The sequence below is a fragment of the Methylobacterium sp. C1 genome (assembly GCF_001854385.1).
GTDB lineage: Bacteria > Pseudomonadota > Alphaproteobacteria > Rhizobiales > Beijerinckiaceae > Methylobacterium > Methylobacterium radiotolerans.
On the sequence record NZ_CP017640.1, the window covers coordinates 983,230 to 1,000,637 of the forward strand.

General features: G+C 71.6%; 14 protein-coding genes. 7 read left to right on the forward strand and 7 right to left on the reverse strand.

What is annotated here, in order from left to right; translation table 11 throughout:
* Window positions 1–19: 19 nt before the first annotated feature.
* The 6 genes from bioD to BKE41_RS04635 all read left to right on the forward strand — a co-directional run bounded on the left by bioD (window position 20) and on the right by BKE41_RS04635 (window position 9,250).
* Window positions 20–691, forward strand: coding sequence for a dethiobiotin synthase (gene bioD, locus BKE41_RS04610; protein ID WP_070998610.1), 672 nt, complete (start codon window positions 20–22; stop codon window positions 689–691).
* 114 nt (window positions 692–805) lie between these two features.
* The gene (locus BKE41_RS04615) at window positions 806–2,749 is read left to right on the forward strand and encodes a KUP/HAK/KT family potassium transporter (RefSeq protein WP_070998612.1); all 1,944 of its coding nucleotides are present in this window, start codon (window positions 806–808) and stop codon (window positions 2,747–2,749) included.
* A 307-nt stretch (window positions 2,750–3,056) separates the two neighbouring features.
* Window positions 3,057–3,461 carry a CsbD family protein gene (locus BKE41_RS04620; RefSeq protein ID WP_070998614.1) on the forward strand — a complete coding sequence of 135 codons (405 nt, stop codon included), beginning with the start codon at window positions 3,057–3,059 and terminating at the stop codon, window positions 3,459–3,461.
* Between the two features lie 157 nt (window positions 3,462–3,618).
* Window positions 3,619–5,019 carry an adenosylhomocysteinase gene (ahcY, locus tag BKE41_RS04625; RefSeq protein WP_012317745.1) on the forward strand — a complete coding sequence of 467 codons (1,401 nt, stop codon included), beginning with the start codon at window positions 3,619–3,621 and terminating at the stop codon, window positions 5,017–5,019.
* 372 nt (window positions 5,020–5,391) lie between these two features.
* A complete protein-coding gene (locus BKE41_RS04630; protein WP_012317746.1) occupies window positions 5,392–7,980 on the forward strand; it encodes a PAS domain-containing sensor histidine kinase in 2,589 nt (862 codons plus the stop codon).
* Window positions 7,981–8,017: 37 nt separating this feature from the next.
* A complete protein-coding gene (locus tag BKE41_RS04635) occupies window positions 8,018–9,250 on the forward strand; it encodes an MFS transporter (protein WP_012317747.1) in 1,233 nt (410 codons plus the stop codon).
* 198 nt (window positions 9,251–9,448) lie between these two features.
* On the opposite strand, the gene tolB is transcribed toward BKE41_RS04635, so the two are convergent.
* From tolB to tolQ, 4 genes are all read right to left on the reverse strand, one after another.
* Window positions 9,449–10,786, reverse strand: a complete 1,338-nt coding sequence (gene tolB / locus BKE41_RS04640) for a Tol-Pal system beta propeller repeat protein TolB (protein ID WP_012317748.1) — start codon at window positions 10,784–10,786, stop codon at window positions 9,449–9,451.
* A gap of 68 nt (window positions 10,787–10,854) precedes the next feature.
* The gene (gene tolA, locus BKE41_RS04645) at window positions 10,855–12,207 is read right to left on the reverse strand and encodes a cell envelope integrity protein TolA (protein ID WP_012317749.1); all 1,353 of its coding nucleotides are present in this window, start codon (window positions 12,205–12,207) and stop codon (window positions 10,855–10,857) included.
* A 9-nt stretch (window positions 12,208–12,216) separates the two neighbouring features.
* Window positions 12,217–12,663, reverse strand: a complete 447-nt coding sequence (locus tag BKE41_RS04650; RefSeq protein WP_012317750.1) for an ExbD/TolR family protein — start codon at window positions 12,661–12,663, stop codon at window positions 12,217–12,219.
* Between the two features lie 27 nt (window positions 12,664–12,690).
* Window positions 12,691–13,407: a protein TolQ gene (tolQ, locus tag BKE41_RS04655; RefSeq protein ID WP_012317751.1), complete on the reverse strand. Its 717-nt coding sequence runs from the start codon at window positions 13,405–13,407 to the stop codon at window positions 12,691–12,693.
* A gap of 308 nt (window positions 13,408–13,715) precedes the next feature.
* On the opposite strand from tolQ, the gene BKE41_RS04660 reads away from it, so the two are divergent.
* Window positions 13,716–14,504: an aldolase/citrate lyase family protein gene (locus BKE41_RS04660; protein WP_012317752.1), complete on the forward strand. Its 789-nt coding sequence runs from the start codon at window positions 13,716–13,718 to the stop codon at window positions 14,502–14,504.
* A gap of 14 nt (window positions 14,505–14,518) precedes the next feature.
* Here the strand turns inward: BKE41_RS04660 and ybgC are convergent, their stop codons facing one another.
* The 3 genes from ybgC to ruvB form a co-directional block, all read right to left on the reverse strand.
* Entirely contained in the window at window positions 14,519–14,971 is a 453-nt protein-coding gene (gene ybgC / locus BKE41_RS04665) for a tol-pal system-associated acyl-CoA thioesterase (protein ID WP_058608334.1), read from the reverse strand.
* An 89-nt stretch (window positions 14,972–15,060) separates the two neighbouring features.
* Window positions 15,061–15,786, reverse strand: coding sequence for a DUF4142 domain-containing protein (locus BKE41_RS04670; protein ID WP_012317754.1), 726 nt, complete (start codon window positions 15,784–15,786; stop codon window positions 15,061–15,063).
* 367 nt (window positions 15,787–16,153) lie between these two features.
* On the reverse strand, window positions 16,154–17,209 hold the full coding sequence (gene ruvB, locus BKE41_RS04675; protein WP_012317755.1) for a Holliday junction branch migration DNA helicase RuvB: 1,056 nt from the start codon (window positions 17,207–17,209) through the stop codon (window positions 16,154–16,156).
* Between the last annotated feature and the right edge of the window lie 199 nt (window positions 17,210–17,408).

Below are 17,408 nucleotides of genomic sequence, written 5' to 3' on the forward strand. Positions count from 1 at the left end.
GGCGGGGATCGCGGCGGGGATGACCGCGCGGGCGCTGTTCATCGCCGGGGCCGGCACCGAGATCGGCAAGACCTACGTCACCGCCGCCCTGACCCGCAGCCTGCGGGCGCAGGGTCGGGCGGTCCGGACGGTGAAGCCGCTCGCGAGCGGTGTCCCGCCGCTGAGCGATCCCGGCTTCATCGAGAGCGACACCGCCCGGCTGCTGGACGCGCAGGGCCTCGCCCTGGACGAGGAGGCCGTGGAGGCCTGCTCGCCCTGGCGGTTCTCGGCACCGCTCTCGCCCGATCAGGCCGCCGTGCTGGAGGGGCGATCCCTGGACCTAGCCGACCTCGTCGGCTGGTGCCGGGATGAGATCGCCCGCACGGAGGGCACCCTGCTGATCGAGGGCGTCGGCGGCCTCATGAGCCCGGTCACCGGGGCCGCCACCGGCCTCGACTGGCTCCGGGCCCTCGGCCTCCCGGCGCTGCTCGTGTCCGGGAGCTATCTCGGGGCGATCAGCCACGCGCTCACCGCCTGCGAGACCCTGCGCTTCCACGGCGTGGCGCTGCGCGCCGTAGTGGTCAGCGAGAGCCCGGACGCGCCGGCGCCCGCCGCGACCGTGGCCACCGCCATCGCCCGGCACGCCGGGGCGCCCGTCGCCTGCCTGCGTCGCGGCGAGGCCTGCCCGGATGACCTGGCCGCCCTGATCTGATGGCCTGCCGCGCCGTTGCTGGACGGCGCGACCGCTGCCCCTAGCTTTACCGCTGCGGCGTCGAACCCGGCGCTCGAATCGTCTCGGCCGGGTGATGCCCTTGGAGGCCCTGCGGTGAGTCAGACCCTTGCGCCGGCGGCGAGTCCCCGATCCGATACGGGCGCGGTCGACGCCGAGACGGCGCGCGACAGGCTCCGGCCGGCCCTCGTTTTCGGCGCGCTGGGCGTCGTGTACGGCGACATCGGCACGAGCCCGCTCTACGCGTTCAAGGAGGCGGTGAAGGCGGCGACCGCGGGCGGCGCCTCGGTGCCGGCAGCCGCCACGGGCGCGGTGTCGCTGATCCTGTGGGCGCTGATCCTGATCGTGTCGCTGAAATACGCGGTGCTGATCCTGCGGGCCGACAACCGCGGCGAGGGCGGCATCGTCGCCATGCTGGCGCTGCTCGGCGCCCGTCAGGCCCGGCCGGGCACGTGGAAGGCGCTGCTCCTGGTGGTCGGGCTGGTCGGCGCGGCCCTGCTCTACGGCGACGGCGCGATCACGCCGGCGATCTCGGTCCTGTCGGCGATCGAGGGGCTGAAGGTCGACGCGCCGTCACTCGGCCCGTACGTCGTGCCGATCACCCTCGCCATCCTGGTCGGGCTGTTCCTCGTCCAGCACAAGGGCGTGGCCGCCATCGGCCGGGTCTTCGGACCCGTCATGCTCGTCTGGTTCGCCGTCCTGGGGCTCCTCGGGATCTCCGGCATCGTCGCCGAGCCCGGGATCCTGTCGGCGGCCAACCCGGTCCGGGCCGTCGATTTCATGCTCCACGCCGGCTGGCACGTCAGCTTCGCGATGCTGGGCGCGGCGTTCCTGGCGGTGACCGGGGGCGAGGCGATGTACGCCGATCTCGGCCATTTCGGTGCCCTGCCGATCCGCGTCGCCTGGTTCGTGCTGGTCCTGCCCGCGCTGGTGCTTAACTATTTCGGCCAGGGCGCCCTGCTGATCGCCGCGCCCGACGCCCTGGAGAACCCGTTCTTCCGCCTCAGCCCCGACTGGGGCCATCTGCCCCTCGTCGCGCTCGCCACGATGGCGACCATCATCGCCTCGCAGGCGATCATCTCGGGCGTTTTCTCCCTGACACAGCAATCGGTCCAGCTCGGCTTCCTGCCGGCCATGCGCATCGTCCAGACGGCGCACGACGAGCGCGGGCAGATCTACGTGCCGGCGGTGAACTGGCTGCTCGCCGCGGCGACGCTGACGGCCGTGGTGGTGTTCGGCTCCTCCGACGCGCTCGCCGGCGCCTACGGTATCGCGGTCTCGATGCTGATGGGCATCACGACGCTGCTCGCCGCGCTGATCGCGCTCCGCTGGGGCTATAACCCGCTCCTGGTCTTCGCGGTCAACGGCTTCTTCCTCGGCATCGACCTCGTGTTCTTCGCCGCCAACAGCGTGAAGATCCTGGAAGGCGGGTGGTTTCCCCTGGTGCTCGCCGGTCTCGTCGCCGCGATGATGCTGACCTGGAAGAAGGGGAACGAGCTGGTCGAGGAGGCGAGGGCCGCGCTGCGCCTGCCGGAGGACGTCTTCCTCGGCGGTCTCCAGCACCGCGACCTGCTGCGGCTGCCGGGCACGGCGGCGTTCCTCTCGGCGGCCGAGCACGGCATCCCGCTGCATCTCTCGCGCTTCGTGGAGCGCAACCACGCCCTGATGGAGCGCATCCTGATCATCACGGCGCTCTACGAGGAGACGCCCACCGTCCCGCGGGACCGGCGCGCCCACGTGACGATCCTGGCGCCGGATTTCTACAGGGTGATCCTGCGCTACGGCTTCATGGAGGAGGCCTCGATCCCCGAGGGGCTGGCCTGCGCGGTCGAATCGCGCCACCTGCCGCCGCACGTCCTCGACGACATGACCGTCTTCGTCGGGCACGAGACGATCATCCCGCGCCGGGACAAGCGCGGCATGGCGCCCTGGCGGGAGAACCTGTTCGCCTTCATGCAGCGCAACGCCGAGCGCACCGGCGCCTTCTTCGGGGTGCCGACCCGGCAGGTCGTGGAGGTCGGGACCGAGATCGAGATCTAGACCTCCGCCGCAGACATTCCCGCCGCCCGGCAAGTCACCGCCGCGGCGCGGTCGAGAACAGGCCGAGTGGTGCCGAGAGATCGGAGCGCCGGCTCAGCCGCGATATGCCTCGATCAGCGCCCGGCGATTGGCGACGCCGCGGCCGGTGACGTCGCGCCGGTCCGGACCTGTTTCCGGCACGGGCGCGCCGACGCACGAAAACTTGAGGCCGCTCTGCCGCGCCGCCGGGAACCGGAGCCTTCCGCCATCGTTCCGCCCCGACGCAGGCGTCGCGCCCCCGGGCTGCGCGCCGGATTGGAGAGACAGCATGAACAGGGATCATCTCGAGGGCGGCGTCCGCCATCTGCACGGCCGGATCAAGACGGCTGCGGGCGCGGTGCGCGGCCGGGCCGCCGACCAGCTCGACGGCGCCTACGATCAGGCCGCCGGCGCCGCCCAGTACGCCTACGGCGAGGCCCGGGACACGGTCCGCGACCTGCGCCACGGCGGCGAGCACCTCATCGAGGAGGGCCGCACCCGGTTCCGCGACGTCAGCGAGCGCGGGCACGCCCTGGCGGACGAGGCGCTCGAGCGCGGCCAGCACTACCGCGCGCAGGCCGTGCGCCACGGCCGCACCCTCGCGGCGCGCGCGGACGAGAACCGCGGCACGACCCTCGCCCTCGTGGCCGCCGTCGCGTTCGGCCTCGGGTGGCTGGCGCGGCCGGCCCGCTGAGCGGCGGACGGGACCTGATCCGGAGCGGGGCGGGCGTTCGCGCGGCCGCCCCGCCGAACAGAACGCATAAAGACATCTTTATGTCTTGATTGCTTCGTAGGCCGCGCGGTGATAGGGGTTGCCCCGACCCGCAACGCGAACACGGAGCCATCGACTCATGGCCAAGGATTACATCGTCAAGGATATCGGGCTGGCCGATTACGGCCGGAAGGAGATCTCGATCGCCGAGACGGAGATGCCGGGCCTGATGGCGGTCCGCGAGGAGTACGGCGCCGCGCAGCCCCTGAAGGGCGCGAAGATCGCCGGCTCGCTGCACATGACGATCCAGACCGCCGTGCTGATCGAGACCCTGAAGGCGCTCGGCGCCGACATCCGCTGGGTCTCCTGCAACATCTACTCGACCCAGGACCACGCCGCCGCCGCCATCGCGGCCGCCGGCATCCCGGTCTTCGCCGTGAAGGGCGAGACCCTGGAGGAGTACTGGGACTACACCTCGCGCCTGTTCGACTGGCACGACGGCGGCATGCCGAACATGATCCTCGACGACGGCGGCGACGCGACCATGTTCGTCCATCTCGGCCTGCGCGCCGAGAACGGCGACACCGCGTTCCTCGACAAGCCGGCGAGCGAGGAGGAGGAGGTCTTCTTCGCGCTCCTCAAGCGCAAGCTCGCCGAGAAGCCGAAGGGCTGGTTCGCGGGCCTCGCGGACAGCATCAAGGGCGTCTCCGAGGAGACGACCACGGGCGTCCACCGCCTCTACGTGCTGGCCAAGGAGGGCAAGCTGCTCTTCCCGGCGATCAACGTGAACGACTCGGTCACCAAGTCGAAGTTCGACAACCTGTACGGCTGCAAGGAGTCGCTGGTCGACGGCATCCGCCGCGGCACCGACGTGATGATGGCCGGCAAGGTCGCGATGGTCGCGGGCTTCGGCGACGTGGGCAAGGGCTCGGCCGCGTCCCTGCGCAACGCCGGCTGCCGCGTGCTCGTGTCGGAGATCGACCCGATCTGCGCGCTCCAGGCCGCCATGGAGGGCTACGAGGTCGTGACCATGGAGGATGCCGCGCCGCGCGCCGACATCTTCGTCACCGCCACGGGCAACAAGGACATCATCACCATCGACCACATGCGGGCGATGAAGGACCGGGCGATCGTCTGCAACATCGGCCACTTCGACAACGAGATTCAGGTCGCCGGCCTGAAGAACCTCAAGTGGTCGAACATCAAGCCGCAGGTGGACGAGATCACCTTCGCGGACGGCCACCGGATCATCCTCCTGTCGGAGGGCCGCCTGGTGAACCTCGGCAACGCGACCGGTCACCCGTCCTTCGTGATGTCGGCCTCGTTCACCAACCAGACGCTGGCCCAGATCGAGCTGTGGTCCAACCCGGGCAAGTACCAGAAGCAGGTCTACACCCTGCCGAAGACGCTCGACGAGAAGGTCGCGGCCCTGCACCTGGAGAAGATCGGCGTGAAGCTCTCGAAGCTCCGCCCCGATCAGGCCGCCTATATCGGCGTCTCCGAGAGCGGCCCGTTCAAGCCCGAGCACTACCGCTACTGAGCCCGCATCGGCGACGGCGCGGACGGCCCCGTTCCCGGGGTCAGCACCGCGCCGCCGCGATCCGGCGGAGAGGTCCGATCGGACGATCCGAGAGCCCGGCGTGCTGCGCCGGGCTTTCTCGTTTGTCAACCGCCGACGGCCGAATCGAACTGTGTCTTCTGTGTGTCGTTAACGGCTGATTATGCCGACTTCGCCCAAAGCCACGCTTCGTTCCCCTTCCGGGGCGATTCCGCCGCACTGTAGAGTGCGGGCGAATCTTAGATCGATGGGGCTGCGGCAGTTCGGGACGAGCGCCGCGGGATCGGTGCCTTCTGCGCCGCGCGGCGACGCGCGCCGGTCGGACAGCCATCGGGTACGGGGGCGGGGCAAACCATGGGTGTCGGTCGTGCGACACACGTTCGGATCGGCGTGGGCGCGCTCGCGCTGACGACGGCGAGCGCGGCCTTCGCCGAGCTGCCGGAGGCCGCCGCCGCGCATCCCGCGCGGGAGATTCACAGCGTGGCCGCCCTGGCGATCTTCGGCGGGCTCGTGGCCTTCGCGGTGATCCTGTCGCTCCTCCACCTCTACGAGCGCGGCCGGTGGACCCGCCGCGAGCGCGAGCTCGCCGCGACCCTCGACGTCCTGCGCGGCGCCCACGACCGGGCCGAGATGCTGCTCAACGCCGAGCGGCAGATCATCGTCACCTGGGATCAGCGCAGCGAGCCGGTGGTCGAGGGCGACATCAGCCTCGCCATCCACGGCGAGCGGCCGACCTCCGGCTACGCCCGCCGCGTGCTGGCTTTCGGCACGTGGCTCGTCCCCGCGGACGCGACCGCCGTGGAGACCGCCGTGGAGACCCTGCGGGCGCGCGGCACCGGCTTCGCGCTGAGCCTGCGGAGCCAGACCGGCCGGAGCATCGAGGCCCACGGGCAGGCCGTGGCGGGGCGGGCGCTCCTGCGCCTGCGCGAGACCAGCCAGGAGCGCTGCGAGATCGCCGACCTGCGCGCGGCCCTGGACGAGACCCGCCGCGGGCTCTCGGCCCTGTCGGGACTCCTCGACGCGATCCCGCAGCCGGTCTGGCGGCGCAACCGCGACGGCGGGCTGAGCTGGGTCAACGCGGCCTACGTGGCGGCGGTCGAGGCGGAGAGCCGCGAGGCCGCCCTCGACGCCGGCCTGGAGCTGTTCGACCGCCCGGCCCGGGAGACGATCGCCCGCGAGGAGGCGGCCCGGTTCGCCGGCCTGACCCGGAGCGTCCCGCGCCTCTCGGCCATCGTGGCCGGCAACCGGCGGATGCTCGACGTGTTCGAGACCGGGCTCGAGACCGGCCGCGTCGGCATCGCCATCGACGTCTCGGAACTCGAGAGCGTGCGCGCTGACCTGCAGCGGCAGATGAACGCCAACGTCCGGACCCTGGACCAGCTTCCGACCGCGGTCGCGATGTTCGACGTCTCGCAGCGTCTGATCTTCCACAACGCCGCCTATCGGCAGCTCTGGGACCTCGACCAGGCCTTCCTCGACAGCCGGCCCTCCGACGGGGAGATCCTCGACCACCTGCGGGCGGAGCGGAAGCTCGAGGAGCACGCGGATTTCCGCGGCTGGAAGCAGGGCGTTCTGTCCGCCTACCGGGCCGCGGAGGCGAACCAGACCTGGTGGTACCTGCCCGACGGCCGGACCCTGCGCGTGGTCGCGGATCCGAACCCGCAGGGCGGCCTGACCTACCTGTTCGACGACGTCTCCGACCGCCTGAACGCCGAATCGCGCTACAACGCCCTGCGCCGCCTGCAGGCGGAGACCCTGGACACGCTGGCCGAGCCGGTGGCCGTGTTCGGCGCGGACGGGCGCCTGTCCCTCGCCAACCGCGCCTTCTTCACCGTGTGGCGGCTCGACCCCGAGATGGTCGAGGAGCGCCCGCACGTCGACGCGGTGATCGCCGCCTGCCGCGCGCTTGCCCCCGCCGAGGAGCCGTGGCTCGACATCCGCGACGCGGTGGTCGGCCTCGAAGCTCGCACCGCCCGGACGTGCCGCCTGGAGGTGGTGGACGGCACGGTCCTCGACTGCGCCGCGCAGCCGCTCCCGGAAGGCGCGACGCTCCTGACCCTGATCGACGTCACGGCGAGCGTGAACGTCGAGCGGGCGCTCACCGAGAAGAACGACGCCCTGGAGAAGGCCGCGCAGCTGCGCGACACCTTCGTGCACCACGTCTCCTACGAGCTGCGCTCCCCGCTCACCAACATCATCGGCTTCACCCAGCTTCTCGGCGACGAGACCGTCGGCGCGCTCAACGAGCGGCAGCGCGAGTACGCCGACCACATCATGCGCTCCTCGGCGGCGCTGCTCGTCATCATCAACGACATCCTCGACCTCGCCTCGATCGACGCCGGCTCGCTCGAGCTGCAGCGGGAGGAGGTCGACGTCCAGGCCACCGTCGAGGCCGCGGTGCGCGGCATCGAGGACCGGCTCGCGGAATCGCACATCACCCTCGCCCTCGACGTGCCGGAGGATATCGGCAGCGTCCACGCCGACGGGAAGCGGGTGCGCCAGATCCTGTTCAACCTGCTCTCGAACGCCGTCGGCTTCTCGGATGCCGGCCAGCGCGTGGAGGTCCAGGCCCGCCGGACCGCGCAGGAGCTGCTCCTGAGCGTGCGGGACCACGGACGGGGCATGCCGCCCGAGATCGCCGATTCGGTGTTCAACCGCTTCGAGAGCCACACGCTCGGAACCCGGCACCGGGGCGTCGGCCTCGGCCTGTCGATCGTGCGCTCCTTCGTCGAGTTGCACGGCGGCCGCGTCCTGCTGGAGACGGCGCCGGGCAGCGGCACCCGCGTCACCTGCACGTTCCCGACCGACCATGCGGGCGAGGCCCGGCGCGCCCCGCCCGAACCCAAAGCGCCGCTCCCGCCACCACCGCCGCGCAAGCCCATCCTGACGCTGCAGCCGATCCGGCCGGAACCCCCGACATCCGACCGGCGAACCTCGCCGTAGCGCTTGATTCTTCGGCCGGTCCCGCGCAGCAGGGGGCATGTCCGCGCACGATCGTTCCGGCTGGGCCGTCTTCGGCATCGGCGACTTCCGCCTGTTCGGCTCGGCGCGGTTCCTCACGGGCCTCGCCTACCAGATGCAGGCCGTGGCGATCGGCTGGTTCGTCTACGACCTGACCCATTCCGCCCTGGCGCTGGGCCTCGTGGGCCTCGCGGGCTTCCTGCCGGCGGTTCTGTGCGCGCTGATCACCGGCCACGTCGCGGACGCCTACGACCGGCGCCTCGTCGGTGGCGCCGCCTTCGCCCTGCAGAGCGCGGCGAGCCTCGGGCTCCTCGCCTGCGCCCTCACGGGCGTGCACTCCGTCTGGCCGATCTACGCCCTCGTCATCGTCGTGGGCACGGCCCGGGCTTTCGCCAATCCGGCCCTGCAGGCGCTGCTGCCGACCCTGGTGCCCGGACCGCAATTCAGCTCGGCGATCGCGTGGAACGCGTCCCTCTGGCAGAGCGCGTCCGTGATGGGGCCGGCGCTCGGCGGCTTCCTCTACGCCCTCGGTCCCGGGGTCGTGTTCGGCCTGGCAGGGGGCAGCTTCGCCCTGGCCAGCGTCCTGACCCTGCTGATCCGCTTCCGGCCGGCGGCGGTGAGCGAGCGGCCGCCGATCACCTGGGCGGCGCTGTCGGCCGGCATCGACTACATTCGCTCGCAGCCGGTGGTGCTCGGGGCGATCAGCCTCGACCTGTTCACGGTGCTGCTCGGCGGCGCCACGGCGCTCCTGCCGATCTACGCGGCGGAGGTGCTGCATGTCGGGCCCCTGGGCCTGGGCGCGCTGCGGAGCATGCCGGCCTTCGGGGCGGTCGCCATGGCGGTGCTGCTGGCGAACTACCCCCTGCGGCGCCACGCGGGCGTGCGCATGCTCCGCGCCGCCGCGGTGTTCGGGGCCGCCACGGTCGCGTTCGGGCTGTCGACGTCGCTGCCGCTGTCGATGGCCTGCCTGTTCGTCACGGGCGCCGCCGACATGATCTCGGTCTACGTGCGCCAGACCTTCGTGCAGGGCGAGACGCCGGACGCGATGCGCGGCCGCGTCTCGGCGGTGAACACGGTGTTCATCGGCGCCTCGAACGAGCTCGGCGAGTTCGAATCGGGGCTGCTGGCCGCCGCGATCGGCGCGGTCCCGGCGGTGGTGGTCGGCGGCGCCGCGACGGTCGGGGTCGCGCTGCTCTGGGGCAAGCTCTTCCCGGCGCTGCGGGCCCGCGACCGGCTGATGGTGCAGGGTTAGCGCGCGGTTCCGGACACGGCGCGTCTCGGATGACCGCGGTGGCGATCGTAGCGCCGCGAGCCGGCGCCGCACGGAGCGCGCGGCCCCTCTCCCGTGCGGGCGAGGGACAGGGTGAGGGGCGCGCCCACTTCAGAACCGTTGCACCACGACCGGGAACGGTCCCGGAGCCCGCCCCGCGAGCCGGGCTCCGCGACGGGCTCAGCGGCCCGACAGCAGCGGCGACCAGGTCGGGTCGGACGCGTAGGCGGGCGTCGGGACCGGCTGCTCCACCTTGCCGGTGATGTCGACCATGAACAGCTTGCCGCCGCCCTGGCCGCCCGGATCGCGGAAGAACAGCACGTACTGGCCGTTCGGCGCGAAGGTCGGGCCCTCGTTGTGGAAGCCCTCGGTGAGCACGCGCTCGCCCGAGCCGTCGGGCTTCGAGACGCAGATGGCGAAGCCGCCGTTGCGCTGGCGCGTGTAGGCGATCAGGTCGCCGCGGGGCGAGAAGGCCGGCTGCGAGGCCGAGCCGGGACCGAAGGTGATCCGGTGCGGGTTCGAGCCGTCCGCCCCCATCACGTAGACCTGCTGGGAGCCGCCGCGGTCGGACTCGAAGGCGATCTGCGATCCGTCCGGCGAGTAGGTCGGCGAGGTGTCGATCGCCATGCCGTTGGTGATCGAGCGCTGGGCCTTCGAGGCGAGGTCCATCGTCACGATGTCGGCGTTGCCGCCCTGCTGGACGCTCATCACGATCTTCCGGCCGTCCGGCGAGAAGCGCGGGCTCGCGCTCATCGAATCGACGTTGCCGAGCGCCTGGCGGGAGCCGGTCTCCAGGTTGATCATCTGCACCCGCGGCTGGTGGCCGGTGGCCTGGGCCATGAAGGCGATGTCCTGGGTGGCCGGCGAGTAGCGCGGCGCCACGATCGACATCTCGCCGGTGGTGATCGCCCGGACATTGGCGCCGTCCTGGTCCATGACCATCAGGCGCTTGCGGCGGTTCTCCTTCGGGCCGGTCTCGTCCACGAAGGCGATGCGGCTGTCGAACCAGGGCCCGAGGCCGGTGATCTTGGTGTAGACCCCGTCGGAGATCAGGTGGCCGGTGCGCCGGACGTTGGCGGCGTCGGTGCCGTATTGCTGGCCGGTCATCTGCTGGCCGTTGGTCACGTCCCAGAGCCGGAACTCGACCTTGACCCGGCCGCCCTCGCGGACGACGCGGCCGGTGACGAGGCCCTGGACGCCGGTGGCGCGCCACTTCTCGAAGTTCGGGGCGGCGTCGAAGTTCGGCTGCTCGGGGAAGCGGGCGTGATCGAGTGGCGTGAAGTAGCCGGAGCGGCGCAGGTCGTTGGTGACCACGCCGGAGACGAGGCCGGCGAGGCTCGGATCGCCGCCGAAATCCGCGATGGCGATGGGCATCGGCTGGAAGTTGCCGCCGCCGATGCGCAGCTGCAGCTGCGCCTGGGCGGGCCCGGCCAGGACGGCCGTCAGCAGGGTGAAGACCGCGATCAGGCGCGCGGCGAAGGACGTCGGGAGTCGCCCGACGGAGGGCAGGTGCAGCATGGTGGGTCGGATCCGAGTGACGATCTGACGAGGCGGCCGGATCAGGGCGGAAGAAGGGCTGGACGCCCTCAAGTCGCCGTGAACTCGAACTCCGCGTTGATGGCCTTCCAGTCGTTGTAGTACGGCGCGTAGGTGGCCGGGATGTTGTACGGCGCGCAGCGGCGGACCGCCCGGAGCGCGGCCTGCGCGATCGACTGGTCCACCGCGCTCGCCCCGCCGCGCATGATCCGCGGCTCGGTGCTGAGCGAGCCGTTGGGGTTCAGGCGGATGTCGAGCACCGGCAGGACCACGCCCTGGGCCGCGCCGGGCGGCGCCGAGTAGCAGCGCTCGATCTGCTGCTGGAGCAGCCCGACCAGGGCGTCGCGCAGCGACGGCGACAGGCGCTGCGCGTTGCCGGTCGCGGCGCCGAGCGCCGCCACCTTCTGCACCGCGTGGCCGGTGGCGCCGGTCGACTGCGACGGCGCCTTCGAGGCGAGCATCGAGCGGATGTCGCCCGCGTTGAACTTGTCGGCGAGCTCGGCCTGCTTGCGTGCCTTGGCCTCGGCGTCGGCCTTGGCCTTCGCGTCCGCCATGGCCTTCGCCTTCGCCTTGGCGGCGGCCTCGGCTTTGGCGGCCGCCTCGGCCTTGGCGGCCTCCGCCTTCGCCTTGGCGGCGGCCTCCGCCTTCTCGCGCTCGGCTTCGGCCTTGGCCTCCGCGATCTCCTTCTGGCGCTCGGCTTCCGCCTCGGCCTTGGCCTTCGCGTCGGCGGCCTTCTTGGCCGCCTCCTTGGCCGCCTCCTTGGCGGCTTCGGCCTTCTTCGCGGCGGCGGCCTTCTGGGCGGCCGCCGCGGCCTCGGCTTCCTGCTTCTCGATCAGCTTCTCGAGCTGCTCGCGCTTCTCGGCCTCGGCCTTCGCGACGGCCTCGGCCTTGGCCTTCGCCTCGGCCTTGGCGGCGGCAGCCTTCTCCGCCGCGGCCTTCTCGGCCGCCTTCTCTGCTGCCTTCTCGGCCGCCTTGGCGGCGGCCTTCTCGGCGTCGCGCTTCTCCTGCGCCGCCTTCTCCGCCGCCTTGGCGGCCTGGGCCGCCTCCTGCGGGTCGGGCTCGCCGCGCAGCGGCATCTCGTCCGCGTTGGCGAGCTTCATCTCGGCCGTGCGGGTCGGCGCGGTGGGCGCGTCCTGCTTGGCATTCTCGGGCTCGCGATCCTCGAACTTCTCCGCCTTGCGGTCGGCCCGCGACGTGGCGTTCGGCATCGGCTTGTCGGCCTGACGCTCGCCCTTGGTGATCTCGGAGAACTGGTTCTCGGTGATCACCTCGACGGGCACGCCCTCCTGGGCCTCCGGCAGGGCCGGGGCCGCGACACTGACCAGCGCCAGCGCGAGGAGCGCGACGTGGGTGCCGGCGGAGATCCAGACACCCGGTTCCTTGCGGTCGAAGCGGAACTCCACGGGACGGCCCTACTGATGCTCAGGCTCGGTGACGAGGGCGACTTTCTTGAAGCCGCCGCCGGTCACGATCGCCATCACCTGCGCCACCCGGCCGTAATCGACCCGCTTGTCGCCGCGCACGAAGACGCGCTCCTCGGTGCCGGTCTTGGCGGTCTCCATGAGCTTCGGCACGATCGTGTCGTCGGTGAGCTCGTCCTCGCCGAGGAAGACCTGGCCGGTCTGGCGGATCGACAGGGTGATCGGCTTCACGTCCGAATTGAGCGGCGCGGCCTTGGACTGCGGCAGGTCGAGGGGCACGCCCACGGTCATCATCGGCGCCGCGACCATGAAGATGATCAGGAGCACGAGCACGACGTCGATGAACGGCGTCATGTTGATCTCGTTGATGGGGCCGCCGCGGCGGCCCCGGCGCCGGCGGCGCTTGCCGCCCTGCGATGCGCCCGCTGCCATGCCCATGGATCGGTCTCCTCTGGATCAGCCGGCTCAGGCGGCGAGCGGCAGCCGCTCGTCGATCTGGCGGGAGAGGATGGCGGAGAACTCGTCGGCGAAACTCTCCAGCCGCGACTGCGCCTTGGAGACCTCGGCCTGGAGCTTGTTGTAGGCGAGCACCGCCGGGATCGCGGCGAACAGGCCGATGGCGGTGGCGAACAGCGCCTCGGCGATGCCGGGGGCGACGACCGCGAGCGAGGTGTTCTTCGAGGCGGCGATCGACGTGAACGCGGTCATGATGCCCCAGACCGTACCGAACAGGCCGATATACGGGCCGGCCGAGCCGATCGAGGCGAGGAACAGCAGGCGCGATTCGAGCCGCTCGACCTCGCGGTGGATGGTGACGTCGAGCTGCTTCTCGATGCGCTGCGACAGCGACTGGATCTGCCGGCCGGAGCCCTCGAAGCTGCGCTTCCACTCCCGCATGGCGGCGACGAACACGGCGGCGAGGCCCGTGGCCGGCCGGTCGTTGAACGAGCGGAACAGCTCCTCCAGCGAGCGGCCGGACCAGAACGCGTCCTCGAACGCGTCCATCTCGGCCTTGGTCCGGCGGAACAGCAGCGTCTTGTCGACGATGATCGACCAGCACCAGATCGAGGCGCTGAGCAGCCCGATCATCACGATCTTCACGACGAAGTGGGCCTGAAGGAACAGGCCGAGCAGCGTCATGTCGGCGACAGGCGCGGCCTGCATCGCGTCGGCTGGGTTCATCCGTCGAGGTCTCCTGCTCCGGATCGCGATGCGCCGGGCGAGGCCCGCGTCCGCCGGATCCGTGAGCGATATCAAGGCTGTCGCCCGCGAATCTGTCGAAAGTAAGGGCCGTCGACGACCCCCGCGCCCCGCCGTGGCATCGCCTCCGTTAAGGGCGCGGCAGGGTTAAGGATCGGTTTCGATCCGGGCGATCCTGAGGCACGCGGCGGCGAAGGCCGGGCCGTGCGGGCTGGACCTGCCGAAAGCGCCTCCCGTATGGTCGCGGCAAGCGGCGCCGAGTCGACAGCCCTGAGATACGCAGGACGCGCATGACCCTCCCCGTTCCCAGCCTGCCCGATCTGCTGCCCACCGGCCCGGCCCGGTTCCTGGGCTGGTCCATGATCGCCGACCCGATGCTGGCCGGCTTCCTGGCGCGCGCGGGATTCGACGCCGTCCTGCTGGACCAGCAGCACGGCACCTACGACTACAAATCGTCCTGTGCGGCGATCACCGAGGTCGCCCTCGCCGGCAAATCGAGCCTCGTGCGCGTGCCGGTGGGCGACTTCGCCATGGTCTCGCGGATGCTCGACGCGGGCGCCGCCGGAATCGTGGCGCCGATGATCAACACCGTCGCGGATGCCGAGGCCCTGGCCGCCGCCGCGAAGTTCCCGCCGGTGGGCCAGCGGAGCTGGGGACCGGACCGGGCCATGTGGCTCTCGGGGCTCCGGAACGGCGCGGACTACCTCGCGGGCGCCAACGACCGGGCGCTCACGATCGCCATGTGCGAGACCGAGGCGGGGATCGCCGACCTGGAGGCGATCCTCGCCGTGCCGGGCATCGACGGGGTGCTGGTCGGGCCCGCCGACCTGTCGATCGCCCTGTCGAAGGGGGCGGTCATCGACCCCCTGGGATCGGCGGTGACGGCGGCCCTCGGCGAGATCGCGCGCAAGACGCGGGCGGCGGGCAAGATTCCCTGCGCCTTCGCGCCGTCGCCGGCGCGGGCCCGGGAGATGGTCGGGATGGGCTACCAGCTGGTCTCGGTCGAGTACGACGCCCTGACGATCGTCAACGCCTTCGCCCGGGTCCTCTGCGAGGCCGACCCGTCGCGGGCCGGCTGACCTCCGGCCGGTGCCTAGGCGGCGTCGCCCGGTGCGAGCTGCCGCCGCAGCGCGTCGGGCAGGCGAACGGCGCGGCCGTCGCGCACGCAGGCGACGGTGACCTCCGCGGCGACCAGCACCGCGTCGCCCCGCCGCACCTCCTGGGCGAGCTGCATCGAGGCCCCGCGCAGGGCGCGCGTGCGGGTGACGACGGTCAGCAGGTCGTCCATCCTGGCCGGGCGGAGGAAATCGAGACTCATCCGCCGCACCACGAAGACGAGGCCGCGCGCGTCGCGGTGCAGGTCCGACTGGTCGCCGGCGAGCGCCCGCAGCAGCTCCGTGCGGCCGCGCTCGAGGAAGCGCAGGTAGCTGGCGTGGTAGACGAAGCCCGAGAAGTCGGTGTCCTCGTAGTAGACGCGCACGCCCAGCCGGTGCGGTGGGGTGCCGTCCTCCGAAGGTCGGTCGGTGCCGGGCTCGATCGCGCTCATGCGCCCCTTTAGCGACGGGCGGCGCAGGGGCGCAACACGACGAGGGCCGCCCTGGGGCGGCCCTCGCGGGGTCACGCGGTGCGCGCGGTTCAGCCGCCGATGCGGGCCGCGATGGTCGCCGAGTGGGCGTGCTCGTCGGCGATGTACGGCAGGGCCTCGGTGGCGAACTTGCGGCCCTGGGCGTTGTCGCCCTGCTTGGCGTAGGCGTCGTAGAGCGCCAGGGTGCGGGCGTCCGAGCGGGCCTGCTGATCGATGTAGGTCCGGTCGAAGGCCCGGCCGTTCGGGGCCGCCTGGAGCTGCGCCAGCCGCGCCTGGCCGCGCTCGCCGAGGGCGACGCGACGGCCCGGCTCGGCCGGGCTGTTGTCGACGATGCCGACCGCGCCGAGGGCGCCGCCGACGATTCCGGTGCCGATGTTGGCGGCCACCGTCACCGGCGCGAGCACGAGGCCCACCGGGTTGCTCAGGTCGGTGCGGATGCCCTGGTTGTCGGAGACCACCGAGCCGTTGCGGGTCAGGGAGGTGTTCGGCGGCAGCAGCGCGTCCGTGGTCGCCTTGCGCTCGACGAGGACGCGGTTGGCGTAGTTGCGGACCTGCGGGTTGCGCGACCGCTGAAGGGCGATGCGGCTCGCCTCGATGCTGGCGGCGTCCGAACGGAGCGCCTCGGCCCGGAAGGCGGGCGTCTCGGTCGCGGCGGCGCCGACGCCGTCCTGGTTGGCGAAGGGCAGCACGCGGATCGGCAGGGCGTCCTGCGCGAAGGCGGGCGCCGAGATCGCGGCGACGGACAGGCCGAGAACGGCGAGCGTGAGCTTCTTCATGGCGGAAGTTTATCCCTGACGTTGTTCTTGAGATCGCGAAGATCTGCCGCGATCGCAGAGGCAGGACCCCGATCGAGACAGCCTTGCCGGCGCCGAGCGGACCCGGCGCGGCCGCCTCCACAACTGTCGCGTTTCGGGCCTGTTCCACGCGATCCGGCACATTTTTACAGTACACAGATCCGTGATGACCCGACCTAAGCTTGGCAATATTGTCCGGCAACCGTCGGGAAAACGGATTGCGTCGCAGCGACTTGCCGATGCCGCGGGGCGCGATCGCGCCGGCAGGGGCGCGGATCGGGGCGCGCGGAGCGCATGTGCCGCGGGAAACGCTGGTCCGAACTCAGTGCATAGAGCGGTCGGGGCCGCCTCACGGCTCCTCGTCGCCGAAGAAGCCGAACTGCCCGGGGGTCTCGCGCGTCGGTTCCGGGATCTGCATGTGCCGGTACGCGTGTCGTGTGAGGACGCGGCCGCGGGGCGTGCGCTGCACGAAGCCGCGCTGGATCAGGTAGGGCTCGATGATGTCCTCGATGGCGTCGCGCGGCTCCGACAAGGCCGCGCCGATGGTCTCGATCCCCACCGGGCCGCCCCCGAACGCGCGCGCGATCAGGCTCAGGTACTTGCGGTCCATCACGTCCAGACCCGCCCCGTCCACGTCCAGGAGCTGCAGCGCCCGGTCGGCGATCGCCCGCGTCACCGTCTCGGCCTCCGCCACGACCGCGAAATCCCGCACCCGCCGCAACAGCCGCCCCGCGATCCGCGGCGTGCCCCGCGCCCGCCGGGCGATCTCGTTGGCGCCCTCCGCCGACATGCCCAAGCCCAGGACCCGCGCGCCGCGCGCCACGATCTGCTCCAGCTCGTCGATCTCGTAGAACTCCAGCCGGATCGGGATCCCGAACCGGTCGCGCAGCGGCGTCGTCAGCAGCCCCGCCCGCGTCGTGGCGCCGACCAGGGTGAACTTCGGCAGCTCGATCTTGACCGAGCGCGCCGCCGGGCCCTCGCCGATGATCAGGTCGAGCTGGTAGTCTTCCATGGCCGGGTAGAGGATCTCCTCGACCGCCGGGTTGAGCCGGTGGATCTCGTCGATGAACAGGACGTCGCGCTCCTCCAGGTTGGTGAGCTGCGCGGCCAGGTCGCCGGCCTTGGCGATCACCGGCCCGGAGGTCGAGCGGAAGTTCACGCCCAGCTCGCGCGCCACGATCTGGGCCAGCGTCGTCTTGCCCAGCCCCGGCGGACCGACGAACAGCACGTGGTCGAGCGCCTGACCGGTCTTCTTCGCAGCCTCGATGAACACCTGCATGTTCGCACGCGCCGCACGCTGACCGATGAACTCCGACAGGCTCAGAGGGCGGATCGTCTGGTCCACGTCGTCGGTGCGCTTCTCCGGCGTCAGGAGCGCGTTGGTCGGAGGCTTCGGCTTGCTCATGAACCCTGCTTCGTGGACCGTGCCGCGCGGCCCGCGATGGGCGGCCACGCAGGACGGCTGGGCACCGGCGCGTCCGGTTTTGTTCTTCCTTACCCGTGAAAGCCGCGAAGTCTAAGCGCCGTCGCCGGGCGGCATGCCCCGACGACATGACCCGGCGCTGGCCGGGTACCGTCACCGGCGATGTGAGCGAGCGCACCGG